We start from the raw sequence: 13,804 nt of genomic DNA, 5'->3' as shown, positions 1-13,804 counted from the left end.
ATCTCCTTTATTTCCATCTTCTTATAGTTTACCTAAAATCGCCAGCTGATTCTACATTATCGATTCTAGGTTTTAATTTCCTTTTAATGAGAAATCTAGTATACTGAGAGATAGTATATTGATTAGAGGTGAGTGAAACTATGAATTGGAAAAAAGTAGCCATAGCTGCTGGTGTTGGAGCACTTGCAGGTTATGTCGTTAAGGAACAAGTAGCTAACAAACAAGGCGTCACTCCGGAAAAAGCTCTAAAAATTGCCAAGGAAGCATTTAAAAAACAGGGTCCGATCAGTGGATCTTGGATTTACATGAAGCCTGAGGAATTAAACAAAAATGGGATTAATTACGATGTTTACCGCGGAGGTATTTCTAAAAACCAGGACGGTGAAACCTCTCAATACGAATTCTTCATTGATTCTGAAACTGGTACAATTATTGATGTGACTGAACAAACAGCATAGTACAAATTCACCCCCGGCTTTCTTCCAGCCGGGGGTATTGTTTATTTATAACTTGATGGGGGTTTATTGACGGATTCCATAATTTTTCCATCTTTATTGAATTTCAGCGCACGATATACGGCATCATGATAAAATGTATACCATGCTTCTTTTGAATACCCAAAGTCCATCCACTTTTCTTTCTGGTGTACCGAAGTCACCGGATAATCATCATAAGCCAATGCCCACAACACATTCTGATGTGCATGGGTCGGCATAAGATCGGCCATATGAATAAAAGCTGCTTCTTCATCTTCATAACAAATAACGGCATGTCCATCACTGTGCCCGCTCGTATGAATCATTTTTAATCCCTCTGCAATTTCAGCTTCTCCTGTAAACGTATGTACCTGGTCCACCACAGGCTTCCAATTATCTTCCCAATACGTATTTTTTGAGCGAATATTGGGATGCCTCATTTCATTCCACTCTATTTCACTGGTAATAATTTTGGCATGAGGGAAAAAAGGCACAAGCCGACCGCCTTCCCATTTTGTCAATCCACAAGCATGATCAAAATGCAGATGAGTCATACAAACAATATCAATATCCTCAGGTGCGAGAGACAAACTGGCCAATTCATCCTTCAGCTTTGATTCTTCTTTAACTCCAAATATTATCTTTTGCTTTTCTGTTAACTTGTTATGACCAATCCCGGCATCTATTAGAATATTTTTCTCATTTAATTGCAGGAGTATTGGATCCGTCCTAAGTTCAATCTGGTTTTGTTCATTTACTGGATATTTTTTACTCCATAAAGCACGCGGCACAACTCCAAACATAGCTCCTCCATCCAAATGAGTAACTCCACCGTTTAGCCAGGTCAGCTTTGCTTTACCAATATTAATAGATTCCACAGCTTTCACCTCCAAGAACATGCCTTAATTTTATCATAGACTGGAAGTAAAATGTAAACGTTATCACTACTGGAATCTTGCTTTACATCTATAAATAGGCTGGCCTTTTTCAGAAAACTTCTCTTCATATTCTGTCGTTACATTTAGAGGATCGTTTACTTCGTGCAAATCTAAAGAAATTTCTTCTACAATCATCCCATATTGAGAAAAGCTGGCGACAGAATACTCGAAAAAACCTCTATTATCGGTTTTAAGTGTGATTTTTCCTTCTTCTTTTAAAATATCTTTGTATTGATCCAGAAATGAAGGAAACGTTAGTCTTCTTTTCTCGTGGCGCGATTTCGGCCAAGGGTCAGAGAAGTTTAAATAAATATGATCGACTTCACTCGTTTGAAATAGTTCCCGTAAGTCTTCTGCGTCCTCATTTAGTAACCGCACATTCGAGGTATCAGCATTCAGCACTTTTTTTAAAGCCCCTACAATTACACTTTTCACACGTTCTACTCCGATAAAATTAATATCAGGATGTTGTTTCCCCATCCCGGCAGCAAACTGCCCTTTTCCTGAACCTATCTCCAGATGCAGCGGCTGTGGTTTATTAAAAGCAGATTGCCAAGCGCCTTTGTATTTTGCCGGTTCTTCTATAATAATGTGGTTATTTTCACGCATAAACTCATCGGCCCATGGTTTATTTCTTAATCTCATAGGAATTCCTCCTTCTTATCTTTACAAATCTTATCACGAAACCTATTCCTGTAAAAGTTTTTATGATAATCGAAGATACTCATTGTATTCAGGGGGATTTCGGTATTAAAGATACTTATTCCGAGTTATTCTTTTATATAGGTGGCATTCCATGAACATCACTTAAATACCGCTGAATATGGGTGTTGGGTTGAAAACGCTTTCTGATATATGATGTTAAATATGCAGTTATTTATATTAATTGAGGAGTGAATTGTTCATTTATGAAATTAATACGTCAATCAGCTGAATTATCTGTAGTAGCAGTTTTTTCCGTACTCTTTGCGGGCTATGCAGTATTTATATACCCATTTGAGAAATTAAATGAAAAGCTGAGTTCAGAAGTAAGAGCGAAGAAAGTAAAATACGCAACCTTTTCTTAAATAAAGGAATTAAAAAGAGCGTTCCCGTTTATATGAGGATCGCTCTTTTTCTATGGCAAAATGTTGTAAGTGTTCATCATCTTACTTAATTTATGAATTCTGATCTCTGCTTCATTATATTCCCCACGCATCATATGCCATTGGATGAAAGAAATCGACTGGGAAACGGCATACCATTTCATCCGTTCCATCAAATGGTCACTTTCAATTCCGCCATATTGCTTCATCCAGCCTTCCCAATTCTCTTTAGGAATGTAAGTAAATAGCAGCATACCTAAATCTAGAGCAGGGTCAGCCACCATCGCATTATCCCAATCTATTAAATAAAGCTGATTATCAGAAGACAAAAGCCAATTGTTATGGTTAGTATCACAGTGACAGACAACGTGCTGATCATGTTGAGCACGTTTTACATTATGCTCTAAGTACTTAACCGCGTGGTGAATTTCAAGGCGTGAGTCGACCTGGTCAAGTATTTTCTGGTTCTCTTTTATATCATTCAAAATCTCATCAGGAGTCAAGGGATGCTTCCCTAAACGCATCAGCATATCCAGGAGTTCAGTAGAATGGTGAATTTTACTTAGAAGGGCAGCCACCCTCGGATGCTTCATCTCTTCCGTGTTCAATTCTCTTCCTTCAAGCCATTCCTGCGCTGTAATTACATCACCATTTTCAAGTCGTTTCGTCCAAACGAGCTTAGGAACAATTCCCTCGGCAGAAAGAACGGCAAGAAAAGGAGATGAATTTCTCTTTAAAAATAAACGTTTCCCTTCATTTTGAGCGTAATATGCTTCCCCAGTGGAACCTCCAGCGGGAGTGATTGTCCAGTTTTGACCTAGTATATGCTCCAACCAATTCACCTTCAATTCCTCAAATCTTCCTGTGATAGCTCACGTAGTTGTAGTTCAAGTATACCGCATATTCCATTAAATCTGTAGTTCATCTTACACCGTACAAAATAAACACCTTTTTACAGGTTAACTCAAAAGCTTATCAACTTTCAAGGAAAATTTATTAGTCAGTTAAAAATACCCTTGGCTGACGAGTTTTCCTTATAGTGCATTTGTCACATTTATATATCTGCCCGTCCATCTGCAGTAACAGACCAGAAGATGATTTTATCTTTATAGAGGATCCTTTTAAGATATGAACTTTCTTTAATTTTGTATGTAATCCTGTAAAAACAGTGGCAAACAATAACCCCAGTTTCCATTTGGCTAAAGGTTCGATTAGTACTATAGTGAACCTCATAGATTTCAACTTAGAAGCAGGTGCTATCTTCATCCCTTTACCAAAATAAGGGTGATTGGTAATTACAGCCAGCGTAAACGATTTAAATTTAACTCTTCTACCTTCTATATCGACTTCAAGCAGAGAGTATTTAAATTTTTTTAATATATATATAAAACCTGCTGCATAGTGCACCCGGTGAAGACGCCATTTCTTTAACTTTTTTCTAAAAACAGCATCATTAGTCTTCGAAACTATTTCACTATCTAAACCTGTTCCTGCACTATTTAGAAAATATATAACCTTCGATCTCTGTTGATACACAGTTTCTGCTTCACCGATATTAACTTTTAAAGTTTTCGGGCTTAACACTAGTTCTCTAAACAGCTTTACCCCTTTTGACTGTATTCCTAACCCTCTTACAAAATCATTGCCGGAACCAGCAGGTATAATGCCGACTGGGACATCCGGCCATGCAGCTAAACCATTCATCACTTCATGTACTGTTCCATCCCCGCCGATGATAACAACCGCATCAATAGTTGAATGATGCGTCCTGACTATGGACTCGCTAAGAATTCGTGCATGACCCTCGTATTCAGTCTGAAAGGAGCGGCAATTTTTTGAAGTAAAAAGAGGATCTTTTTGGATGGCTTCAAGCTGCCTTAACGCAGCCCCATTACCTGCATATGGGTTAGTAATAACAACATACATAAGTCCTATCTCCTATTCGAAATCGAATTATTGCTTCCTGAAAGCAGCGGGCATCCATTTTGGTCAGGGCTACTACTTCGGTAAGCCTGCTGCCCTTCAGCAGAAACAGATTACTCGTCAGTAGCCGCTGTTTCATCATCTTCCCATTCCGGTCTTTTAACAGCGATCGTCCGGGTATGCTTTAATAAATTCTCCGCTAATGCCAGTTGTCCATGTTTAAGTGGCGCTCCCAGCTTTCTTTTTTCGGCCAGCCAGCTCTCAAAAGAATGCTTATCGATGTAAGAAGTTAAGTAAGGTTCTTTAGATGCTGAAATCGTTAAGTCGTACGCCAGCACAGTCAGCTTAAAGTCAATGGGATGTTCATATGTTTGCATAATACTTCTTAAAAAAGTTTCTGTCCTCCTTAAGCTCAACAAAGGACTAAATATAGTCCTCTGCTCTCCATCTTTTTCAATCATCCATTTGTTTTGTGATTGAGGGGATATGAAATCTGCTTCTACGTCAATACAGCTTACGAGTTCAATGTGATAGGGACCAATAATTATAATATCCGCTTCCATCGCAGCCTTTTTCAGCATGACTACAGGTTTATACATGATTAAATAATGGTCAGGAAGCCTTTGAAGCAGCATACGCAAATACTTTTCATTCTCTATACCTGGATCAATAAAAGATTTTTCAAGCAATGTCGTGCTCGCCCACTTCAACTGAAAAGGGTATAGCTCGTCTAAAAAATATTTCTTTAGCTCGTTTATATCACCAGGTATCCAGGGCTCTTCAACTGGTTCTTCCCATTGTTCTTCTTTTATTTTGTTACGGGAAAATAATTGTTTCCAGTTAAATGGTTTGTGATCAGGTAGTTCGGTCGACTGCTCCGGGTGAGAACCGCCGTCAAATTGACCATTTTCCCAATTCCTCTTTACTTTTTTCCACTTTTCCTGCTTTAACCTAATATATTTAGCTGGATAGTGATAGATGTCGCTCTCATACCTTGAGATATAATCCTGTAATTTAATAAGTTGTGCCATTTCAATCCCCTTTTAGCTTGAATAGAGCTGTTTTTTCATATTTAGGTTTATTCGCAGGGTGGATCTTGTATAGGCAAAAATAATTGATCTCCATATTTAGTTCTTCCGTTAACCAATTTTTGGGCTGTATCCCTTCTTTCCATTTTTTAGCTAAGGTGATATGAGGAGAATAGGATCTCTTTTCTGTCGGAAAGCCAATTTCCTTTCCCAGTATTTCAATCTTCTGTTTTAAAGTCATTAAGGAAGAATGTTTTTCCACATCCACATAGAGTACTCTTGGATGGTTCTGATCACCAAAATAACCAGCAGGACCGATTTTCAAAGGAAAACGAAAGGGGACCGGCAGTTCTTTCAGCCTGGCTGTCCATTGGTGAATCTGCTCCGTCGTGCACGCGCCTAAAAATTTTAAAGTAATATGGAGATCTTCCGGATGAGTCCATACTTTAAAATCTATAGAGTTACGTAATTCCCTTTGCTTTTCTAAACAAACTTCTTTAACTAATTCAGATACTGATATACCTATGAAATAATGAGAACTCATGAAACCATCTCCTTTACTTTCACTTTAGTCCAACTCTTTACGAATCATACCAGCTCTACGCCGATCGGGCAGAGTTCATAGATCCCAATACACTCACCGTCTCAACTTTATGTGTGAGCCACCATTATTTTCATAGTATCTCATGTACGTTACTTACTTAATTGATATATAGCTTCAGCATAAATTGCAACAGCTTTTATCATGTCGCTTAGTTTGATATGTTCATCGGCCTGGTGAGCTGTATCAGGGCTGTCCTTAAATAATGCACCATAAGCAACTCCTGTTTGTAAAGCTCTAGCGTACGTAGCTCCCCCTATAGACTGCGGCACAGCCGAATCGTCTGCCTGCTGATTATATATTTTCAGTAGCGTCTGCACATCTGGGTGGTCTTTTTCAATATGAAGTGCTTTCATATGATCATGCACTTTTAACTTACCGTTTAGTTTATCCGAAAACAACTGTAAACGATTAAGTATGACTTCAGCTTGTACAGTTACGGGGTATCGAATGTTTAAGCCTATTCGGCATTCTTCTCCTATTTGCCAATCCACTGTACCTGTATTACACGTAAGAGCGCCGGATATGCGATCGAAGAAATTACACCCAAGCTCTTTGCCGTTTGAAGACGACAAGTGATTGATGATGCAATCTATAATGTCTGTATGGACACTGTTGAGCTTCGTTTCTTTTAAGAATTTCAGCAAATGTAATGCTGCATTGTTTCCTTTCTCAGGCGTACTGCCATGAGCTGTCTTACCTATGAAGGTTATGGAGTAATTTTCATTCCGTTTTACTATAGTGCCTTTTAAATCATGACGTTGCAAATAATCCTTGCATTTATTTTCTATTTGTTCATCGACCCTTATCTCCGCAATGGCTGTATCAGGAACCATATTTAAACGATTACCACTGGAAAACGATAGTAAAGAGTTAGACTCAGCGTCTGGTATAGAACAAGTTATATAGGCATCGAGTAATCCTTTTTCAGCGTGAATAACGGGAAACGAGGCGTCAGGTGTAAATCCAAAAGAAGGCATTTCCTCTTTTGTGAAATAATAATGAATCCCCTTCCAATCTTGTTCTTCATCAGTACCCAGGATTAACCTTACTCTTTTCTTCGGTACAAATCCTTCATCTTTTAATAGCTTCATAGCAATATAGGCAGCCATCACAGGGCCTTTATCATCCTGTGCCCCTCGCGCATAAATTTTCCCTCCTTCGACTACAGGCTGAAAAGGGTTCGTTGACCAGCCGTCTCCAGGCGGCACAACGTCTAAATGACCTAGAATACCTAATATTTCTTTACCCTCACCAAATTCAATGTGTCCTGCGTGACCCTCAATGTTTTTACTAGAAAATCCGTCCTTTTCCCCCATCTCTAACATTAAATTTAATGCTTGATCGATAGGCTTACCATATGCAAATAGTTCATTTTCTTGATATACACTGGGCACCTCTAAAAGTGGAAACAGCTTCTTAACATATTCCTCTTGATATGATTGAGCTAATTTAATGAATTCCAAAGCTCAACTCCCCTTTTTCACTAAATTATTATAGGTTTCATGATCACAAACTACGTATAGTTCAGCATTTGTAGGAATAGGCTCTTGTAAACGGCGATTAATCGTTAAGTCATTTCGATCCGCTATTAATGTTGCTCCCTGATTAAGAAGGTCGCGGAAGGCATCTCCATAGGTCTCCCAATGATCTGGATGAGGAATGTGATACAAATCATCTCCAACAGAACGACTGAGCAGTTGACTATAGATGCTTGAGACTCCTTTTCTAAAAGCAGATCTTACAGCTAACGATGAGATCGTCTCGTTCGACACAATAAATTCATCAACTTTAACGTGCTGAAAATTCTTTATATGTCTTTCTTCCATAATTTCTACAACAGTATGCACATTAGGAGCAACTGTCTCGATTGTAGAAGCGACGAGCAAAGTTTTACCGTCAATCATTTGGTCGCTTCCAAGCGAGTCATCTGCAAATATTAAAACAGCCTTCGCCTCATTTATATTAGCTCTTAATAATGTTGATTCTTCTGACGCATTTCCTTTTATGTAATGAATATTCTCACCCAATAAAGGAGCTTCCTTCAGTTCGTCAATTATTATTATTTCTATGTCCTTTTTCGTATCCTGTATCTCTTCTATTGCAAATTTTGCTTTTTGGGACCAGCCAATGATAATAAAATGCTGTTGATCTTTGTACACAATATCACCTTCCAACCTTTTTTTCCTAAATATAGTCATACCATCAACAATTTTCCCAATCGCTACACCTATAAGACCTATTCCAAATATATATAAAAATATACCAATCATACGGCCTGGAACCGAAACTGGATAGTAATCCCCATACCCCACCGTTGTTACAGTAGTCATTACCCACCAAAACCCATCAAATAATGTAGGAAACGTTTTATGTTCTACAATGACAATTAAAGTTGTAGAAAGAAGAACGAGTAATAAGCTGGAAATAAACAACGTATAATTATTGATTTTAACCATTTTCATAAATAGTTTTTTCAAGATAAACAAGTTTTTTCCCTCCCTTAATAATGTAAATTTCGTGAATTATCTGTTAAAAGATCGCAGGAAAGTAGCCCTTATCCCTGCACTAGTGTAAAATAATAATTAACTTCTAAGATTCACTGGCACCACAATTTCCTCTAATGAAAATAAGGAGTGGTTTTTTGAATCATCCAACAAGCCGTATGTTAAACCGAATTAAAGCCGTTTACATGTTTATTCAACAGAATGGACCTGTAACTACAGCTCAGCTGGCTGATGAATTTGGGCTTACGGACAGGACGATGCAAAGAGACATAAGCATTTTGGAATATAACGGACTTGTATGCAGTCCGTATCGTGGAAAGTGGACAACAACAGAAAAAAAAGTTAAGATCTCATAATATTATGTAAAAAGGAACACCCAGAATCAAAAACTGGGTGTTTTTTCTATGGTGTAAGATTGGTAATATCTTTCAAATAATTTATTTCTTCTTCTCTTAATTCTCTATATTCTCCAAGTTCAAGAGTAGGGTCCAGCTGCAGCTCTCCTATACTCAGACGTTTAAGAAAAATGACTTCTTTACCTGATGCTTCAAACATCCGCTTAACTTGGTGAAATTTACCTTCTGTAATCGTTAGTTTAATTTCAGACCGCCCCCCTGCCTTAACTATCTCTAAGACTGAAGGTTTAGTAACATAGCCATCGTCCAGCGTGACGCCTTCTTTAAAAAGTTCAACATCCGCACTTGTTACTTCCCCGTCGATATGAGCATAATATGTCTTCCCGATATCTTTCTTGGGCGTCGTTAAACGATGGGCAAGCTGCCCGTCATTTGTAATCAAAAGCAGCCCTTCCGTATCCTTATCTAATCGGCCAACCGGAAAAGGAGAAAAAACGGCATCCTCCGGCTGTAAAATATCTATAACCGTTAAATCCTGTGGGTCTTCAGTAGCTGAGATGACGTCACCTGGTTTATTAAGCATCAAATAAATATACTCTCGATACTCAACAATTTCTCCGTGGACACTAACCTCTGCTTCATTAGGGTCAATATGAATTTTAGGACTTTTTTCAACTTGGTTATTAACCCGTACATTCCCCGATTTCAACAGTTGTTTAACCTCTTTCCGCGTTCCATAGCCCATATTGGCTAAAAGCTTATCAATTCTCATTCGTATTCACCTGCCTATCTGCGTCTCAAAAATTTATCTAAAACTCGGACACGTCCACCTAATATTCGTTCTAGTAATGTAGTTTGATAAGACATCCACATATACAATACACCACCGAGACCAGCACTAATTAAGAGGATAAACAAAGCTGCCAGCCGATCATCCATTGGGTTCCAAACTAATCCAAATCCTGTTTTAATGACCCAGACTACTCCACCCATGATTGTGGTAAGAATACCAATCAGCAAAGTACGTTTAAGTACAGCTTTGTATGAAAAATGTATTGAACTTTTTATTTTCCATAAATTTAAGAACAATGCTGCAAATACCGCCAGTCCCGTTGAGATAATGGAGCCTTTAGCACCAAACAATATAATAAACCACGTATTTGTGGCTAATTTTATAAATAGCCCTGAACCTAAACTGACGAGTGCAAAGTTCTGACGGTTAATCCCCTGTAAGATGGCAGCCGAAACGGTATAAGAAGCAAATAATAATCCAACAGGCGCGTACCACCTCAATAAACCGCCATAATAATCAACATTTTCTACACCATAGAATGAGCCATAAGCTTCATAGGCTAATACGGACAATCCTACAACAGCTGGTATAATTAGGAGCGCTATAATCTGCAATGCTTGATTAATTTGATGATTGAGCTGAACCATGTTCTGTTTAGTAAAAGACTTTGTAATTGCAGGGAGCAGTGCCAGTGACAAACCAATTCCTAAGGTTACAGGAATAATGACAAGCTTGTGACTGAGTACATGAATCGCAGATATCGAATCCCCTGAAATCTCACCCAGCCCTGCAGCTGTCATGGCTTTTTTAAATGTGAATTGATCTATCAGCTGATAAAGCGGAGTTGCAATCCCAACAAGTACAAAGGGACCTGCATAACTAATTAATTCTTTAAACATATCTTTCTTAGATAAATTATAGGAGTATTCCTGAGCCTCTAATTGACGATCCAAATAAGGTTTACGCTTCTTCCAAAAAACAAGTAAAACTATTAGCGAAGCAATTCCCCCGATAAAAGCGGCAAATGTAGAGAAACCGATAGCCATAGGTATGGAACCTTCAAACATATATAAAACAATATAAACTGACACTAGAAGGAAAATGATACGTGCAATCTGCTCAACCACCTGGGAGACTCCAGTGGGTGCCATAGATTCGTTTCCTTGAAAGAATCCACGAATAATACTCATACTAGGGATAATCAACAAAGCAAAAGCTACCATTCGAATAACCATTGCTGTATCTTGAAAGGAAGCTTCACTGTCTTCACTGGATAAGCTTAACTGTGCAATCGGCTCTGCACTTAAAAAAAGTATTAGAAATGTGATAACCCCTGTAATACTCATTAGCTGCATCCCTGACTTAAACATCTCTCTGCCAGTTTGATAATCTTCAAGTGAATTATACTTTGAGACGAATTTGGACACAGCCATAGGAACACCAAGTGTAGATAAACTTAATAAAATGTTGTATGGTGTATAAGCATAGAAATAGAGTTCCATACCTTCTGGACCTACCATTTGTTCAAAAGGAACAGTATAAATCATTCCTAAGAACTTTGATAAAAAGGTAGCACCTGTTAAAATCATCGTTCCTTTTAATATTTTCGACATAATTTTATCTTCACCTTCAATTATTTTAGAGTCAACTTTGTCTATTTTATCATAAAAGTTCGAATAACATTGAATAAGATGTGCTAAAGAAAGGAAGTTACACAAATGTCTTACCAGGTCATCATCATTGGAGGAGGCCCATCGGGATTAATGGCAGCTATTGCTGCAGCGGAACAAGGAGTAAAAACTTTATTAATAGATAAAGGGAAAAAACTCGGCACAAAGTTAGCTATCTCAGGAGGAGGGCGCTGTAATGTAACTAACCGCCTTCCTGAAGATGAGGTTATTAAACATATACCAGGAAACGGACGATTTCTCTACAGTCCATTCTCTATCTTTAACAACTACGATATTATTGACTTCTTCGAAACATTGGGGGTAGGTCTAAAAGAAGAAGATCACGGAAGAATGTTTCCCGTGAGTGACAAAGCAAAAGACGTGGTCAATGCCCTTCTCGACAGACTCGAGGAACTCCATGTGGATATACGAAGGAGTACTCCTGTTGAAGCCATTCATTATGATGAGAATACTCACACCGTAATATTAAAAGATGGGGAAACAATAACTACCCAATCCCTGGTTCTCGCAGTAGGAGGAAAAGCAGTTCCCCATACTGGTTCTACCGGAGACGGATATGCCTGGGCCAAGAAAGCAGGTCACACCATTACCGAACTATTTCCAACAGAAGTGCCATTACTATCTAATGACCTTTTTATTAAGAATAAGACTTTGCAGGGTCTCTCTCTCCGTGATGCAGCAGTATCTGTCCTGAATTCAAAAAATAAAAAAGTGGTAACTCATAAAATGGACATGCTCTTTACCCATTTTGGCGTTTCCGGTCCAGCTATTCTAAGGTGTTCGCAATATGTAGTCAAAGAACTTATGAAAGGTCATCATCCTGTAGTAATTGAAATAGATTGTCTTCCGGAAATAAGAGAAGATCAGTTGTTCAATGAATTACAATCTTTAATAATGAATCAACCCAAAAAAACTATCCGTAACACCCTAAAGGGCAAACTGCCGGAGAGGCTATTAGATTATATATTGGAAAAGTTAGGCATTGAATACCATGAGAGAGCTGCAAATATATCTCACGAACAATTGAGAGGTTTTATTAATCAAACTAAACATTTTCAAGTGAAAATATATGGTTCTCAGCCAATAGAAAAAGCATTTGTAACCGGAGGAGGGGTTTCTATTAAAGAAATCGTACCGAACACCATGCAGTCAAAATTGATGAATCGCTTATATTTTTGCGGGGAAATTCTCGACATTCACGGATATACGGGAGGGTATAATATCACTGCAGCCATGGTAACAGGCCGAGTAGCAGGCATGCATGCTGCTTTTGAAGCAATGAATTGAAATATGTATGAAAATCGGGAAGTGCTATCCACTTCTCGATTTTCTATTAAGGTATTCCTCTCTCCTCCCTAAGACATCATTTATTAGATACTGCATTTCTTCGCGGTCTGCTTCAGTCATTATTGGATCTAGTTGATCCCAATCTAAACTATAAAGAATGTAGTATCTCCGGATTCTTTTAAAATAAAAGATTGAGTTAGGGAATTTACTAAAGTAACCTCTAACCATTTTTTTTCTTGAATAACTCCACCTTATAAGTTCAATACTTCTTCACCCCGAACATACATTCTTATCATTATAGTATATAAGATTATATTTATTAACTCAATAAGTATTTTTGTATGAATCGGTTATAAATTTCCCACTGAAGTCATTCAAATACAGGATAAGTCTTCTCTCACAATTCTAAATGTTTGTATAATCAATATTTCGTGTTCTACTCTAGAATTGTTATTACCACTAGATACGAATGTTTTTTGAAACACCCATTGGGAATTGATATAAATGAATTTCTCATAAGATAGAATACTCTATTTAATTTTCAATAATATGCTCAAGAAGTTATCTACGCTTTGATTTTTTTATGAATTCCCAGACAAAAACAAAGTCGTAGGCGCCCGGTTAGACACGAACGAATAAGCTGAAACGTCTGGAGGAGGTGAGACCTTCCGCAAGGAGGATTGCTTATGATGTGAGTATCTGGGTGCTTACGCCGTTATCCTTCAAAGCAATTTATCTACAGCTTTGAATTTTATAATTTTTATGACAACATAAAAAAACCGAAAGCATATATGCTTTCGGTTTGCGTTGACGTGGCAGCGTCCTACTCTCACGGCGATCAACCCGACTACCATCGGCGCTGAAGAGCTTAACTGCTGTGTTCGGCATGGGAACAGGTGTGACCTCTTCGCTGTCGCCACCACATCATTTGGTTTGAGGTGAACCCTCAAAACTGGATAAGAGGTTATACAACACATCATGACGATTCGTTGATTTTTCACAAAGGGATGTAGTTAAGTCATCGATTGATTAGTATCCGTCAGCTGCACGTGTCGCCACGCTTCCACCTCGGACCTATTGACCTCATCGTCTCTGAGGAATCTTACTTACTTGGCGTAA

General features: G+C 38.2%; 13 protein-coding genes, 2 rRNA genes and 1 pseudogene. 4 read left to right on the top strand and 12 right to left on the bottom strand.

All coding sequences use genetic code 11. From position 1 onward, the window contains the following. Positions 1–140: 140 nt before the first annotated feature. Positions 141–458, top strand: coding sequence for a PepSY domain-containing protein (locus LF822_RS00080; RefSeq protein WP_188375430.1), 318 nt, complete (start codon positions 141–143; stop codon positions 456–458). 41 nt (positions 459–499) lie between these two features. On the opposite strand, the gene LF822_RS00075 is transcribed toward LF822_RS00080, so the two are convergent. Continuing rightward, positions 500–1,354, bottom strand: coding sequence for a YtnP family quorum-quenching lactonase (locus LF822_RS00075; RefSeq protein ID WP_253921930.1), 855 nt, complete (start codon positions 1,352–1,354; stop codon positions 500–502). Between the two features lie 66 nt (positions 1,355–1,420). Next, on the bottom strand, positions 1,421–2,059 hold the full coding sequence (trmB, locus tag LF822_RS00070; RefSeq protein ID WP_253921929.1) for a tRNA (guanosine(46)-N7)-methyltransferase TrmB: 639 nt from the start codon (positions 2,057–2,059) through the stop codon (positions 1,421–1,423). A gap of 263 nt (positions 2,060–2,322) precedes the next feature. On the opposite strand from trmB, the gene LF822_RS00065 reads away from it, so the two are divergent. Beyond that, entirely contained in the window at positions 2,323–2,481 is a 159-nt protein-coding gene (locus tag LF822_RS00065) for a hypothetical protein (protein ID WP_253921928.1), read from the top strand. A gap of 50 nt (positions 2,482–2,531) precedes the next feature. Here the strand turns inward: LF822_RS00065 and LF822_RS00060 are convergent, their stop codons facing one another. The 6 genes and pseudogenes from LF822_RS00060 to LF822_RS00035 form a co-directional block, all read right to left on the bottom strand. Beyond that, on the bottom strand, positions 2,532–3,347 hold the full coding sequence (locus tag LF822_RS00060; RefSeq protein ID WP_253921927.1) for a phosphotransferase family protein: 816 nt from the start codon (positions 3,345–3,347) through the stop codon (positions 2,532–2,534). A 148-nt stretch (positions 3,348–3,495) separates the two neighbouring features. Then, positions 3,496–4,425: a diacylglycerol/lipid kinase family protein gene (locus LF822_RS00055; RefSeq protein ID WP_253921926.1), complete on the bottom strand. Its 930-nt coding sequence runs from the start codon at positions 4,423–4,425 to the stop codon at positions 3,496–3,498. A 110-nt stretch (positions 4,426–4,535) separates the two neighbouring features. After that, entirely contained in the window at positions 4,536–5,453 is a 918-nt protein-coding gene (locus LF822_RS00050) for an NERD domain-containing protein (protein WP_253921925.1), read from the bottom strand. 1 nt (position 5,454) lies between these two features. Next, positions 5,455–5,994: an RNA 2',3'-cyclic phosphodiesterase gene (thpR, locus tag LF822_RS00045; protein WP_253921924.1), complete on the bottom strand. Its 540-nt coding sequence runs from the start codon at positions 5,992–5,994 to the stop codon at positions 5,455–5,457. A 149-nt stretch (positions 5,995–6,143) separates the two neighbouring features. After that, a complete protein-coding gene (gene pepV, locus LF822_RS00040; RefSeq protein WP_253921923.1) occupies positions 6,144–7,517 on the bottom strand; it encodes a dipeptidase PepV in 1,374 nt (457 codons plus the stop codon). A gap of 3 nt (positions 7,518–7,520) precedes the next feature. After that, a pseudogene (locus LF822_RS00035) lies at positions 7,521–8,549 on the bottom strand (potassium channel family protein); the annotation flags it as partial. A gap of 125 nt (positions 8,550–8,674) precedes the next feature. Between LF822_RS00035 and LF822_RS00030 the strand changes: the two are divergent. Next, complete coding sequence (locus tag LF822_RS00030; RefSeq protein WP_371925806.1) at positions 8,675–8,914, top strand: HTH domain-containing protein; 240 nt, start codon at positions 8,675–8,677, stop codon at positions 8,912–8,914. A 46-nt stretch (positions 8,915–8,960) separates the two neighbouring features. On the opposite strand, the gene LF822_RS00025 is transcribed toward LF822_RS00030, so the two are convergent. After that, entirely contained in the window at positions 8,961–9,686 is a 726-nt protein-coding gene (locus LF822_RS00025; protein WP_253921920.1) for a pseudouridine synthase, read from the bottom strand. A 14-nt stretch (positions 9,687–9,700) separates the two neighbouring features. After that, complete coding sequence (locus tag LF822_RS00020; protein WP_253921919.1) at positions 9,701–11,320, bottom strand: putative polysaccharide biosynthesis protein; 1,620 nt, start codon at positions 11,318–11,320, stop codon at positions 9,701–9,703. Positions 11,321–11,425: 105 nt separating this feature from the next. Between LF822_RS00020 and LF822_RS00015 the strand changes: the two genes are divergently transcribed. Then, a complete protein-coding gene (locus tag LF822_RS00015) occupies positions 11,426–12,685 on the top strand; it encodes a BaiN/RdsA family NAD(P)/FAD-dependent oxidoreductase (protein ID WP_253921918.1) in 1,260 nt (419 codons plus the stop codon). Positions 12,686–13,495: 810 nt separating this feature from the next. Here the strand turns inward: LF822_RS00015 and rrf are convergent. Continuing rightward, positions 13,496–13,609, bottom strand: a 5S ribosomal RNA gene (rrf, locus tag LF822_RS00010). 85 nt (positions 13,610–13,694) lie between these two features. Further along, a 23S ribosomal RNA gene (locus tag LF822_RS00005) occupies positions 13,695–13,804 on the bottom strand; the annotation flags it as partial.

This window comes from Halobacillus sp. A5 (assembly GCF_024189315.1).
Lineage (GTDB): Bacteria > Bacillota > Bacilli > Bacillales > Halobacillaceae > Halobacillus_A.
The sequence above is the reverse complement of the archived record's forward strand: the minus strand, read 5'-3'. Positions and strand labels throughout refer to the sequence as shown.

Excerpts from the sequence above, each read along its gene's own strand:
- LF822_RS00080 (WP_188375430.1), top strand. The coding sequence starts at position 141 with ATGAATTGGAAAAAAGTAGCCATAGCTGCTGGTGTTGGAGCACTTGCA.
- trmB (WP_253921929.1), bottom strand. The coding sequence starts at position 2,059 with ATGAGATTAAGAAATAAACCATGGGCCGATGAGTTTATGCGTGAAAAT.
- LF822_RS00065 (WP_253921928.1), top strand. The coding sequence starts at position 2,323 with ATGAAATTAATACGTCAATCAGCTGAATTATCTGTAGTAGCAGTTTTT.
- LF822_RS00055 (WP_253921926.1), bottom strand. The coding sequence starts at position 4,425 with ATGTATGTTGTTATTACTAACCCATATGCAGGTAATGGGGCTGCGTTA.
- LF822_RS00050 (WP_253921925.1), bottom strand. The coding sequence starts at position 5,453 with ATGGCACAACTTATTAAATTACAGGATTATATCTCAAGGTATGAGAGC.
- thpR (WP_253921924.1), bottom strand. The coding sequence starts at position 5,994 with ATGAGTTCTCATTATTTCATAGGTATATCAGTATCTGAATTAGTTAAA.
- LF822_RS00030 (WP_371925806.1), top strand. The coding sequence starts at position 8,675 with ATGAAAATAAGGAGTGGTTTTTTGAATCATCCAACAAGCCGTATGTTA.
- LF822_RS00025 (WP_253921920.1), bottom strand. The coding sequence starts at position 9,686 with ATGAGAATTGATAAGCTTTTAGCCAATATGGGCTATGGAACGCGGAAA.
- LF822_RS00020 (WP_253921919.1), bottom strand. The coding sequence starts at position 11,320 with ATGTCGAAAATATTAAAAGGAACGATGATTTTAACAGGTGCTACCTTT.
- LF822_RS00015 (WP_253921918.1), top strand. The coding sequence starts at position 11,426 with ATGTCTTACCAGGTCATCATCATTGGAGGAGGCCCATCGGGATTAATG.